The sequence below is a fragment of the uncultured Kluyvera sp. genome, assembly GCF_902485085.1.
GTDB lineage: Bacteria > Pseudomonadota > Gammaproteobacteria > Enterobacterales > Enterobacteriaceae > Kluyvera > Kluyvera ascorbata.
Genome location: NZ_CABTJS010000002.1, coordinates 1 through 12338, shown reverse-complemented (window position 1 = coordinate 12338; position 12338 = coordinate 1). Strand labels below are relative to the sequence as shown.

The 12338-nt window shown below is 56.7% G+C and carries 11 protein-coding genes and 2 pseudogenes; 6 read left to right on the top strand and 7 right to left on the bottom strand.

Annotated elements, in window-relative coordinates; all coding sequences use genetic code 11:
* The first annotated feature begins 6 nt into the window (after window positions 1-6).
* Window positions 7-1017 (top strand): galactose/methyl galactoside ABC transporter permease MglC, encoded by a 1011-nt coding sequence (gene mglC, locus RDN66_RS00095; RefSeq protein WP_308537433.1) that lies wholly within the window; start codon window positions 7-9, stop codon window positions 1015-1017.
* 76 nt (window positions 1018-1093) lie between these two features.
* On the opposite strand, the gene preA is transcribed toward mglC, so the two are convergent.
* The 7 genes from preA to RDN66_RS00060 form a co-directional block, all read right to left on the bottom strand.
* Window positions 1094-2329: an NAD-dependent dihydropyrimidine dehydrogenase subunit PreA gene (gene preA / locus RDN66_RS00090; protein WP_202217587.1), complete on the bottom strand. Its 1236-nt coding sequence runs from the start codon at window positions 2327-2329 to the stop codon at window positions 1094-1096.
* A gap of 2 nt (window positions 2330-2331) precedes the next feature.
* Complete coding sequence (locus tag RDN66_RS00085; RefSeq protein ID WP_308537432.1) at window positions 2332-3564, bottom strand: NAD(P)-dependent oxidoreductase; 1233 nt, start codon at window positions 3562-3564, stop codon at window positions 2332-2334.
* 228 nt (window positions 3565-3792) lie between these two features.
* Window positions 3793-4512, bottom strand: coding sequence for an outer membrane permeability protein SanA (sanA, locus tag RDN66_RS00080; RefSeq protein ID WP_035893440.1), 720 nt, complete (start codon window positions 4510-4512; stop codon window positions 3793-3795).
* Window positions 4513-4700: 188 nt separating this feature from the next.
* A complete protein-coding gene (gene cdd, locus RDN66_RS00075; RefSeq protein ID WP_202217589.1) occupies window positions 4701-5585 on the bottom strand; it encodes a cytidine deaminase in 885 nt (294 codons plus the stop codon).
* 129 nt (window positions 5586-5714) lie between these two features.
* The gene (locus RDN66_RS00070) at window positions 5715-6410 is read right to left on the bottom strand and encodes a CidB/LrgB family autolysis modulator (RefSeq protein WP_035893437.1); all 696 of its coding nucleotides are present in this window, start codon (window positions 6408-6410) and stop codon (window positions 5715-5717) included.
* A complete protein-coding gene (locus RDN66_RS00065) occupies window positions 6410-6808 on the bottom strand; it encodes a CidA/LrgA family protein (RefSeq protein WP_035893432.1) in 399 nt (132 codons plus the stop codon). The genes RDN66_RS00070 and RDN66_RS00065 overlap by 1 nt, the downstream gene beginning before the upstream one ends.
* A gap of 123 nt (window positions 6809-6931) precedes the next feature.
* Window positions 6932-7855: a LysR substrate-binding domain-containing protein gene (locus RDN66_RS00060; RefSeq protein ID WP_035893430.1), complete on the bottom strand. Its 924-nt coding sequence runs from the start codon at window positions 7853-7855 to the stop codon at window positions 6932-6934.
* A gap of 169 nt (window positions 7856-8024) precedes the next feature.
* On the opposite strand from RDN66_RS00060, the gene RDN66_RS00055 reads away from it, so the two are divergent.
* The 5 genes and pseudogenes from RDN66_RS00055 to RDN66_RS00035 all read left to right on the top strand — a co-directional run.
* Window positions 8025-9383, top strand: coding sequence for an aromatic acid/H+ symport family MFS transporter (locus RDN66_RS00055; RefSeq protein WP_202217590.1), 1359 nt, complete (start codon window positions 8025-8027; stop codon window positions 9381-9383).
* A gap of 11 nt (window positions 9384-9394) precedes the next feature.
* Window positions 9395-10423 (top strand): annotated as a pseudogene (gene gtdA / locus RDN66_RS00050) (gentisate 1,2-dioxygenase).
* 15 nt (window positions 10424-10438) lie between these two features.
* Window positions 10439-11140, top strand: a complete 702-nt coding sequence (locus tag RDN66_RS00045) for a fumarylacetoacetate hydrolase family protein (RefSeq protein ID WP_035893426.1) — start codon at window positions 10439-10441, stop codon at window positions 11138-11140.
* Window positions 11141-11148: 8 nt separating this feature from the next.
* On the top strand, window positions 11149-11793 hold the full coding sequence (maiA, locus tag RDN66_RS00040) for a maleylacetoacetate isomerase (RefSeq protein WP_270503766.1): 645 nt from the start codon (window positions 11149-11151) through the stop codon (window positions 11791-11793).
* Window positions 11794-11812: 19 nt separating this feature from the next.
* Window positions 11813-12235: pseudogene (locus tag RDN66_RS00035) on the top strand (FAD-dependent oxidoreductase); the annotation flags it as partial.
* Between the last annotated feature and the right edge of the window lie 103 nt (window positions 12236-12338).

Below are 12338 nucleotides of genomic sequence, written 5' to 3'. Positions count from 1 at the left end.
CTCGACATGAGTGCGTTAAATAAAAAAAGCTTTCTCACTTATCTGAAAGATGGCGGTATTTACGTTGTTCTTTTGGTTCTGCTGGCCATTATTATTATCCAGGACCCAACTTTCTTAAGTTTGTTGAACCTCAGTAACATCCTGACCCAGTCTTCCGTACGTATTATTATCGCCCTCGGCGTTGCCGGGCTGATCGTTACCCAGGGTACTGACCTGTCCGCAGGTCGTCAGGTGGGTCTGGCGGCGGTGATTGCGGCGACGCTGTTGCAGTCGATGGAGAACGCCAACAAGGTGTTCCCGGAGATGGCAACCATGCCAATCTTCGTGGTTATCCTGATTGTCTGCGCCATTGGCGCGGTCATCGGTCTGATTAACGGGATCATCATCGCCTACCTGAACGTGACGCCATTCATCACGACCCTGGGTACGATGATTATCGTGTACGGCATCAACTCCCTGTACTACGACTTCGTGGGCGCGTCGCCGATTTCCGGCTTCGATGGCGGCTTCTCGACGTTCACGCAAGGGTTTATCGCGCTGGGCAGCTTCCGCCTATCGTACATTACCTTCTATGCGCTGATTGCCGTTGGTCTTGTCTGGATCCTGTGGAACAAAACCCGCTTTGGTAAAAACATCTTCGCTATCGGCGGCAACCCGGAAGCGGCGAAAGTCTCCGGCGTTAACGTGGCGCTGAACCTGCTGGTGATTTATGCGCTGTCCGGCGTGTTCTATGCCTTCGGCGGGATGCTGGAAGCAGGGCGTATCGGCTCGGCAACCAACAACCTCGGCTTTATGTACGAACTGGACGCGATTGCTGCCTGCGTGGTGGGTGGGGTGTCATTCAGCGGCGGCGTAGGTACCGTTCTGGGCGTGGTGACCGGTGTCATTATCTTCACCGTGATCAACTACGGCCTGACCTATATCGGCGTAAACCCATACTGGCAGTACATCATCAAGGGCGGGATCATTATCTTCGCCGTAGCGCTGGACTCCCTGAAGCACGCGCGTAAGAAATAAGCGTAGCAAGAGAAACATAAGAGGAGCCCGGCGAAAAATGCCGGGTTTTTGATTTTGTAGCCGCAGGTTGAAGAGGTTAAAGCGCGACGGCGTGTGCTTTTTCACCCGGTTTAAAGGCTATCTCCCCAAGGTTAATGCAGGCCACCGGGCAGACGTGTCCGCAGAGCAGGCAGCCGACGCATTTTTCAGTATCACAGTGCGGCGTGCGGGTTTCCTCATTCCACTCCATCGCCTGATGCCCGCCGTCGTAGCAGGAGATATAGCAGCGGCCGCAGCCGACGCATTTTGCCTGATTAATATGCGGGTAGACGATGTAGCTGCGGTCAAGGTCTTCGGCCGGTACGATGTTGTGGTTGGCAAGGCCAATCATTTCATCAAGCGAATGGAAGCCCTGATCGTTAAGATAGTGGGAGAGGCCGCTTATCATATCTTCGACGATACGATAGCCGTACTGCATGATGCCGGTCGTGACCTGCAGCGTCGCCGCGCCCAGCAGCAAAAACTCGGCGGCGTCTTCCCAGGTTTCAATCCCGCCGATCCCGCTGATAGGGAAATCCTTCAGTTCGGGGTGAGTGCGCAACTGTTGAATGAAGCGTAGGGCGATCGGCTTAACGGCCTTGCCGGAATACCCGGAGATGCTGGATTTGCCGTTGACTACCGGCATGCCGATTTTACGGTTGAGGTCTATATTGGTAATGGATTTAACGGTGTTGATGGTCGCAATACTGTCAGCACCGCCGCGTTTAGCCGCCAGCGCCACTTCGCACATATCGCCGATGTTCGGCGTCATTTTGGCCAGCATTGGCAGAGAGGAGCCGCGCTTCACCGCCCGGCAGTATTTCTCTACCAGTTCCGGGCTTTGCCCGACGTCGCTGCCCATCGCGTGGGAGGTCATCTGTGGGCAGGAGAAGTTGCATTCAATCATGTCGGCACCGGCTTCTTCGACGAGTCTCGCCAGATCCTGCCACTGCTGTTCATTTTCGCCCATGATCGAGGCGATCAGCACTTTATCAGGGTAGTCCTGCTTGAGCTGGCGGATTGCCGCCAGGTTTTCTGCCAACGGGTGCTCGGCAATCTGCTCCATGTTTTTAAAGCCGATAAACCCGGTGTCTTCTTTGGTCAAATGGTCGAAGCGCGGCGAGACTTCATTGGCAATAAAGAAGCCGATGGTTTTAAACACGATACCGCCCCAGCCGCTGTCATAGGCCTTGGCGCACATGTCGTAGCAGTTGCCCACCGGTGAAGACGAGAGGCAGAACGGGTTAGGGAATTTGACGCCGCAGAAGGTGACCGACAGATCTTTAGTTAACATGTTCATGCCTCCTCTAAATAGTGATGAATGGCCTGAGCGGCTTCTTTCCCGGTCTTCACGGCGTAGACGACGGTTTTGTCTCCCTTGACGATATCGCCCGCGGCGAAGAGCTGAGGGTCGCTGGTCTGGTAGTCGTGCGTTTCCACGATATTGCGCTGTACCTGAATACCCGCAAAGGCCTCTAGCTCGGCGCGTTGGCCCACGGCGAGATAAATACGCTCTGCCGTCAGCGTCAGCTTGCCGGGCAGGCGAACGTGCTGGAATGTGACGTTGTTACCCGTGACGGCGACAGGTGTAAAGCCATCGATAATTGACACGCCTAGCGCCTGGGTGGTGGTGAACTCTTTATCACTTGCCGGGAATTCGGCCAGCTCTTCGCGTGCAACACAGGTGACGGACGGGCAGCCGAGAATTTTCAACGTGCTGGCCACGTCCATCGCCACGTCGCCACCGCCGACAATCAGCGCGCTTTGCGGTACGGTGATATTGCCGCCAGAAGTGCGGGCTCGCTGGAGAAAATCGACGGCAATTTCGACCGGGTTGGCGTCGTTAAACAGAGGCAGCGTCGAGCCTTTGGGCATCCCAACGGTCAGCAGTACGGCGCGGTAGTCGGCTTTTAGCTCGGCGAGCGTCAGGTTTTGGCCGACTTCGCAGCCGCAGCGAATCGTTACGCCCATTTCGCTGATTCGCGCAATTTCAGCATCCAGCACCTTTTGCGGCAGGCGGAATTCCGGGATGCCGTGCCGCAGCCAGCCGCCCGGCTGGGCTTCTTTTTCGAACAGGGTAACGTCATAACCCAAATTGGTGAGCGTCACGCTGGCCTGTAATCCGGCAGGGCCCGCGCCAATGATGGCGACTTTGCCTTTATCCTTACGACCCGGTTGGTAAATCTGCATCGCCGTTTGCTGCTCAAAGTCAGTGACAAAACGCTGCAGGCGGCCAATATCAATCGGCGTATCGATTCCTGAGCGCGAACAGCCCTGCTGGCACAGCTTTTCCGTTGGGCAGACCCGTGCACACACCGACCCTAACGCATTATTTTCCCGAATGGTTTCGGCTGCGCCCTTAAAGTTGCGGAAATAGACTGAGCGAATGAACTTGCCCGGGTCGGTCTCCGCCGGACAAGACTGGCTGCATGGCGCGTCGTGGCACAGCAGACAGCGGGAGGCCTCTTTGATTGCCAATAGCGGCGTAAAGGCGGGAATCAGCTCATCCTGGTATTGATGTTGCGACATAATTGCTCCCTTAATGATTAGTTTAATTAAGGCAAATAAAGTGAAACAACTACTGGCAGGCTAAGCGGATGAAGGGGGAGGGTTCTGTGAAAGAATTCACAAATAACCATATTTTTTATATGGTTATTTGTCGATGGCAGGAATACATAAGATGCAAATAAGAACTATTAGTGAATGAAGAATTCATCAACTAATTTGATGGCAAGAACGAAGGTATTTAGAAAAAGGTCACTGTGTTTTCTTCTTCTGTAACTCCAGCAACTGCTCTGGCGTCACAGCCGGATACCCCTGAGCGCCTGCGGGCACTTCCTGCTGGGCGGGAATTGGGATCAGCGGCCCTAAGAAACGCGGCTCGCGCTTGAAGAGATAAAGGTCAGCCAGTGCGCCAAAGCGGGCACCGAACTCACGAAGGCGGACGCTCCACATATCTTTCGGTGACGGCACGGCGTAGCACTGCGCCTGAATCCCCATATGCAGGGCGATAAACAGCGCGCGTTCGCAGTGAAAGCGCTGGGTGATGATGATGAAATCGTTGGTGTCGAAGACTTTGCGGGTACGCACGATAGAGTCGAGCGTGCGGAAACCGGCGTAGTCGAGCACGATATCGGCAGGATCGACGCCTGCTTTGATCAAATCGCGTCGCATGGTCATCGGTTCGTTATAGCTTTGCAGCGCGTTATCGCCGCTCAGCAGCAGATAATTGACCTTGCCGCTGTTGTAGGCGTTGAGCGCGCCCTGAATGCGGTAACGATAGTATTGATTAATCACGCCCGTGCGGTAGTACTTGGCGGTACCGAGCACCACGCCTACCTGTCGGTAGGGGAGATCCTGCAGCTCATCGTAAATATAGGGCGACGTTTTCCAGCTCATCCAACGGTCAAGACCCAGCACGGTCAACAGCAGCAGGCCGAACAGGACTAACAGGCTGTATAACACACGCTTTAACATGAACTTGACTCAATAGTGGACGAGGGAGACATCAGGCTACTTTACCCGTCGGACAAGAGCAAGAAACCATCGTTTAATTGCGGGGAAATTAACCGGTGTCTGGTAGCCCGGCCAAGCGAAGCGCCGCCGGGACAGGGAAGCGAGTCACCCCGGAGTCGGCGTGTTCACGCCTCCTCCGGGCTATATCGTTAGCCCAACAGCACGCGATCGATATTGTGGCAGCCCAGCGCTTTCAGCGTAGCGGCGGTGGCATCCCACTGAATCAGCGGTGCGTCGGCGCGTTCGGCCAGAATGGCGCGCTGGATATCCGGGTAGTCGTAGCCGTTCAGGCTCAGGAGGTTCAGGGCACCCTGCAACGGTGGCAACGTCGGGTTGAACGCGGCATTTTCCGCATAGCTGCCGCTGAAAATAGTACCGTCGCGCAGTTCCAACGCTACGCCGGAAGGCGCTTTGCTGTATGGCGTATGGCTATGGTTGGCAGCCTGAATGGCGGCCTGCGCCAGCGCATCGCCTTCGAGCGGATAACCGTGATCCTGCTCGTCCATCAGCAGGGTTTTGATATCGAGATCTTTTGGTCCAAACGCATCCGGCAGGTAGTCTTTCAGCGTATGCGGCTGACGACCCGGCAGATTGATACGCAGTGCCAGCCCGCTGTTCAGTTCATTCATAAACTGACGACAGTGGCCGCACGGCGTGTAGTTGACGGTGATAGCCTGTAGGGCTTTTTCGCCGCGCAGCCAGGCATGGCTGATGGCGCTCTGCTCGGCATGCACGGTTTGCTGCATGGTGGCGCCGAGGAACTCCATGTTGCCGCCAAAGTACCAGGTTCCGCTCACGCCGCGGGCGATAGCACCGACGTTAAAGTGAGACAGATCTGCACGAGCACAGGCGGCGGACAGCGGCAGGAGGGCAAAAGCGAGCGCGTCTTCGTCCAGCCCCGTCGCTGCTTGCAGCGAAGAGACCTGCTCGGCGCTCAGCAGAGCAGGGAAGTGCGGATCGGCTAGCAGGGGAGCGATAGCGGTCTGCAGATCTGCCGCCAGTTGCGAAAAAGCAGATTGAAAACGTGGATGCATGGCGTTGTGCCTCATAACAATGTAATGGGATCGTAGTGTACGGGGCGCGGACGCCCCAATTAGTGATCAATATCTCATTGTTAATGCAACGTGTGTAACATCAATTAAAAATGTGTGATTTGTCTCGTTTTATCCCATCACCGACAGAATAATCGGGAACAGGAATGGCGCAATCAGCGAGGTAATGATGCCGCAGATAACCAACGCCAGCGAACTAAACGCTCCTTCCTGATAATCCATCTCTGCACAGCGCGCGGTACCGAGGGCGTGCGACGCGGTCCCCATCGACAGCCCGCGTGAGGCTTTGGTGGTAATCCGCATCAGGTTCAGCAAGGTGTGGCCAAACACCGCACCGAGAATACCGACGTAAATCACGCACACGGCGCTAATTGCCGGGATACCGCCGATACTGCCGCTGACCGCCATTGCAATCGGCGTGGTCACGGATTTCGGCAGAATAGACGCAGCAATCTGTGGCGAAGCCCCCATCATCAATGCCACCGACGTGCCGGTAATCATCGCCACCGCGCTGCCGACAAAGCAGATAGTGATGATAGATTTCCAGCGGGCGCGGATCTGGTGCAGCTGTTCATACAGCGGATAAGCAAGAGCGACCACCGCAGGCTGCAACAGGTCGTTCAGCACTTCGCTGCCTTTAAAGTAATGATCGTACGGAATACCGGTCAGCAGCAAGAACGGAATAATCACCACCATCGACACCAGCAGCGGGTTGAGCAGCGGCATTTTAAAGCGTGTGGCAAGCTTACGGGCGGCAAAAAAGACAACCAAAGTTAGCGGTAAAGACCACCAGATATAGTGCAGCATTATTTATCCGCTCCATCACGACCAACCACTTTACGCTCACCGTGAACCAGGTGAGAGCTCCAGCTCACCACTACCAGGACGACCAACGTACTGATGGTGCAGGAGACGACTACCGGGCCGAACTGCGCGCTCAGCAGCGAGAAGTACTGCATCACACCGACGCCAATCGGCACAAACAGCAGCGCCATATAGCGGATCAGGATGTAGCAGCCGGGGTTAACCCACTTCGCGGGCAGGATTTGCAGCGCCAGCAGCACAAACATAATAAGCATGCCGATAATGCTGCCAGGAATGGTTATGGGCAGCAGCGACGAAATAAAAATACCGGCATACAAACAGGCGTAAATCAGCACGAATGCACGCAGGTATTGCCAGATTAAATTCAGCGATTTGAGCATGGGATTCACCTTTGGTGGAATGCATTCATCATACAATTAAACCCTGAAATGTGCTACCGATCACATCATGAAATCTGAGCATACCTGATATAGATAACGTGAACATCAGGCATCTGCCCGGCGTTATCCCTCCATTTGTACCGGATGCGACAAATAGTGGAGAAACCGGCTAAGCGCGAGGGAAGGCGTGCTCGATTTGCGCCAGAATACGCCGACGCTGCCTTTCTGCTCAACCTTTGGCAGAGCCAGAATGGCGAGCTGACCCTGATTTTGATAACGCTCGGCCAGACGCAGGGACAGAATCGAAATCATGTCGCTGCTTTGCAGCAGGTTAACGCTGACGTTCATTGATGCCGACTCGATGGTGTTTTCCGGCAGCATGACGCCGTTTTCCACCAGCGCGTTGTCGATACTTTGACGAATCGGCGTGCCGTTAGGCCAGACTATCCAGCGCCATGATGCCAGGTCTTCCCACGACAGGCGGCTGCGATGAGCGAGGGGGTGGTCGGTTCGCGCGACGAAGCAGACCGGTTCGGTGTACAGCACCTCGTAATTCAGCGGCAGTTCCAGCGCCCGGCCGCCGATGCGCCCGACCACCACGTCCACGACGCCGGACTGCAAATCGTGCAGCAGCGGCGTCATCACCTTCTCTTCAATATTCAGATGCAGCGTCGGCATCTCGGCAAGCAGTGGGAAAATAGCCTGAGAGACGCAGTCGGTGGCGACCGGCGAGCAGCCAATTTTCAGGCTTCCCACGAGGCCGCCCTGCTTAAAGCGCTCCATCTCAAACTGTGAACGTTCGATATCGTTAATCAGCCGCTGGGCGTGCTGGAGCAGCAGTTTGCCGCCTTCCGATACGCGTAGCCCTTTACTGTGCCGTTCAAACAGCGTGAGGCCCAGCTCCTCTTCAAACTGGGTTAGCCACTTAGAGAGCGCGGGCTGGGTGATGTGCATCATCTTCGCGACCTGAGTCAGGTTTCCCTGCTCGCCGAGTGCGACCAGCATTTTCAGATGGTGGAGCTTCAGCTTCTGCGTCCAGTCTGCCATGAGATATAACCTCCAGGTTATGGAAGGGCATGAAATGCCATTGTACAACTCATTTCACTTATCACAAAATGGCAACATAAAAGCAAAAAAAGAAACATCTTACCCTGAGCCGTTTTGGCGAAAGCGCGGACGGATACGTGGATAACCTGCACATACCGAGGCCCTCCCTATGACGCAACGACGTGAACTACAGGCACTCATCGATGTCGCTCCGATCGGCAAGATGCAGTGGCGCGTCATCATCTGCTGTTTCCTGGTGGTGATGATGGACGGTTTTGATACCGCCGCGATTGGCTTTATCGCCCCGGCTATTCGCGACCACTGGCAACTGACCGCAGGCGACCTGGCACCGCTGTTTGGCGCGGGGCTGTTGGGTTTAACCGCAGGGGCCTTACTGTGCGGCCCGCTCTCTGACCGACTCGGGCGCAAACGCGTCATCGAATGGTGCGTCGCGTTGTTCGGCCTCTTCAGCCTGCTGTCGGCGTTCTCACCGAATCTTGAAGCCCTGATTATCCTGCGTTTCTTAACCGGCCTGGGCCTTGGCGGCGCAATGCCAAATACCATCACCATGACCTCTGAATACCTGCCGGCCCGCCGTCGCGGCGCGCTGGTGACGTTGATGTTCTGCGGCTTCACGCTCGGCTCAGCCTTTGGCGGCATCGTCAGCGCACAGTTGGTGGGAGTGATTGGCTGGCACGGCATTCTGGTGCTGGGCGGCGTGCTGCCAATCGTGCTGTTCTTCGCACTGCTGGCGGCGTTGCCGGAGTCCCCGCGCTGGCTGGTGCGTCGCCAGCGTCCACAGGCGGAAATTCGCCGCACCGTCAGCGCCATGACCGGCGAACGCTACGACGATACCGAGTTCTGGCTTGATGAACCGGCGGCGACCAAAAAGGGCAGTATCAGCCAACTTTTTACCGGGCGTCAGCTCACTATCACGCTGATGCTGTGGGTGGTGTTCTTTATGAGCCTGCTGATCATCTATTTACTCTCTAGCTGGATGCCAACCCTGCTGAACCATCGCGGTATCGATCTCCAGCACGCCTCGTGGGTAACGGCGGCGTTCCAGGTGGGCGGCACGCTGGGCGCGCTGATGCTCGGCGTCTTAATGGACAAATTCAATCCGTTCTGGGTGCTGGCGGTGAGCTATGCGCTGGGGGCGGTGTGCATTGTGATGATTGGCCTGAGTGAAAACGGCCTGTGGATGATGGCGCTGGCGATTTTCGGCACTGGCATCGGCATCAGCGGCTCACAGGTGGGGCTGAACGCCTTGACCGCCACCCTCTACCCGACCCAGAGCCGCGCCACCGGCGTGAGCTGGTCAAACGCCATTGGGCGCTGCGGCGCAATCGTCGGCTCCATTTCCGGCGGCGTGATGATGGCGATGAATTTCTCATTCGACACCCTGTTCTTTGTGATTGCCGTACCGGCCACCATCAGCGCCATCATGCTGACGCTCCTGACCCTGGTAGTGCGCCAATCATCCCGAGTACCCGAATCGCAGCCTGTGATGGGCGCGGTGAAAAGTTAAGGAGAATAATAATGACCTCGGACGTAAAACACGATCGCCAACAGTTCTACCAGCACATTTCCGGGCAAAACCTGACGCCGCTATGGGAATCGCTGCACCATCTGGTGCCAAAAACGCCAAACGCCAACTGCGCTCCGGCCTACTGGAACTACTAGGAAATTCGCCCGCTGCTGCTGGAAAGCGGCACGCTGATTGGCGCAAAAGAGGCGGTTCGCCGCGTGCTGGTGCTGGAAAACCCCGGCCTGCGCGGTCAGTCATCAATTACCTCGTCGCTGTACGCGGGCCTGCAGCTGATTATGCCGGGTGAAATCGCCCCGAGCCATCGCCATAACCAGTCGGCGCTGCGCTTTGTGGTGGAAGGCCACGGCGCGTTTACCGCCGTCGACGGCGAGCGCACCCAGATGAGCCCCGGCGACTTTATCCTTACCCCGCAGTGGCGCTGGCATGACCACGGTAACCCGGGCGATGAACCGGTTATCTGGCTCGATGGTCTTGACCTGCCGCTGGTTAACTACCTCGGTTGCGGCTTCGCGGAAGATTACCCGGAAGAGCAGCAGCCGGTGACCCGAAAAGAGGGCGATTACCTGCCGCGCTATGCCGCCAACATGCTGCCGCTGCGCCATCAGGTGGGTAATTCATCACCGATTTTCAACTACCGCTACGACCGCAGCCGTGAAGCGCTGCATGATCTGATGCACATGGGCGATGCCGACGAATGGGACGGCTACAAGATGCGCTACGTCAACCCGGTGACCGGGGGCTACCCGATGCCGTCGATGGGGGCGTTCCTGCAACTGTTGCCGAAAGGCTTCCAGTCGCGTCAGGCGCGCACTACCGACAGCACCATCTACCACGTGGTGGAAGGCAGCGGCGAAGTGACCATCGGCGAGCAGACCTTCAGCTTTAAAGCGAAAGATATTTTTGTCGTGCCGACCTGGCACAGCGTGTCGTTCAACACGCCAGAAGAGACCGTGCTATTCAGTTTCTCGGATAGACCCGTCCAGGAAGCCCTGGGACTGTTCCGCGAAGCGCGTTATTAATTCAGGAGAAGAAAGATGAGCAAATACGTATTTGAACCCCAGGCTCCAGTTGCCGTACCGGTTGTCGGCAGCGATGAGCAGTTCCCGGTACGCCGCGTTTACTGCGTGGGCCGTAACTATGCCGCCCACGCCCGTGAAATGGGCTTTGACCCGGATCGCGAGCCGCCATTCTTCTTCTGCAAACCGGCGGATGCCGTGGTTCCCGTTGCCGCAGGTGAAACCCTGAACCTGGCCTACCCGGCGCAGACCGACAACTATCACTACGAAATTGAGCTGGTGGTCGCCATTGGTAAAAAAGGCAGCGATATCCCGCTGGAGAAAGCCGAAGAGTACATCTGGGGCTACGCCACCGGTCTGGATATGACCCGCCGCGACCGCCAGATGGAGATGCGTCAGATGGGCCGTCCGTGGGAAATCGGTAAAGCCTTCGACCTGTCTGCACCGATTGCGCCGCTGCACAAAGTGGCCGACGCGCCGTCTCTGGAAAAAGCGCCAATCTGGCTGCAGGTTGACGGCAAAGACCGCCAGCGCAGCGATATTCAGCACCTGATCTGGGATGTGAAGGAGACCATCAGCTACCTGTCTGGTTTCTTCGAACTGCAGCCGGGCGACCTTATCTTCACCGGCACGCCAGAAGGCGTTGGCGCGGTCGTGAAGGGCGAAACCATCACCGGTAACGTAGAAGGGTTAACGCCTATCGCGGTCAAAATTGTTTGAGGTGAATGATGAAGCTGTACAGTTTTTTTAATAGTTCGGCCTCTTACCGCGTACGTATTGCGATGGCGCTGAAGGGCATTGACTACCAGACCGTCGGGGTCAACATCCGCATCGGCCAGCAGAACGCGCTGGAGTACCGACGTCTGAACCCGGTAGGGCTGGTCCCTGCGCTTATCACCGACGAGGGTGAATCACTGGGGCAGTCGCTGGCGATTATTGACTGGCTGGACAGACATTTCCCGCAGACGCCGCTGCTACCGGCGAAGGATCCCCAGCGCATGCGAGTGCTGGAAGTGGTGTACGCCATCAGTTGCGACATCCACCCCATCAACAACATGCGCGTATTGCGCTACCTCAGTGATGAGCTGAAGGTGAGTGAAGAAGAGAAAAAACGCTGGTATGCACACTGGATCCAGCAGGGGCTGAGCGCGGTAGAACAGCTGCTGCGCCGTGGCCAATCAGGGGCGTTTTGCTTCGGCGATGCGCCAACGCTTGCCGACTGCTGCCTGGTGCCGCAGTGGGCGAACGCCGAGCGTATGGGCTGCGATTTAAGCGGTTTCCCACGCTGTAAAGCCGTATACGATGCGTGTACGGCGTTGCCGGCGTTTATCGCGGCGGCCCCTGAAAACCAGCAGGACAAGATCCCGGCGTAGTCTGAAAAGGAGAAGAATCATGGCTAAAGTTACGCGTGCAATTATTGTCGGCGGCGGTATTGGTGGCGCAGCCACCGCGCTGTCGCTGGCGCGTCAGGGCATCCAGGTGATGCTGCTGGAGCAGGCGCACGAAATTGGCGAAATTGGCGCCGGGATCCAGCTGGGGCCGAACGCGTTTTCGGCGCTCGACAGCCTCGGCGTGGGTGAAGTCGCCCGTCAGCGTGCGGTCTTTACCGACCACATCACCATGATGGATGCGGTCAACGGCGAAGAGGTGATTCATATTGAAACGGGGCAGGCATTCCGCGATCACTTCGGCGGCCCGTATGCGGTTATCCACCGCGTCGATATTCATGCCACCGTCTGGGAAGCGGCGTTGCAGCACCCGGGCGTGAAGTACCGTACTTCCACCCACGTGGTGGACATTCGGTACAAACCGGAAACATAGGTAACACTTTAGACCGGATACATGGGTAACAGTTATAACTGGCATAGAAGAGGAGACTCGCTATGCCCTGGACTGAGACCCGACCTATGCAACGCCT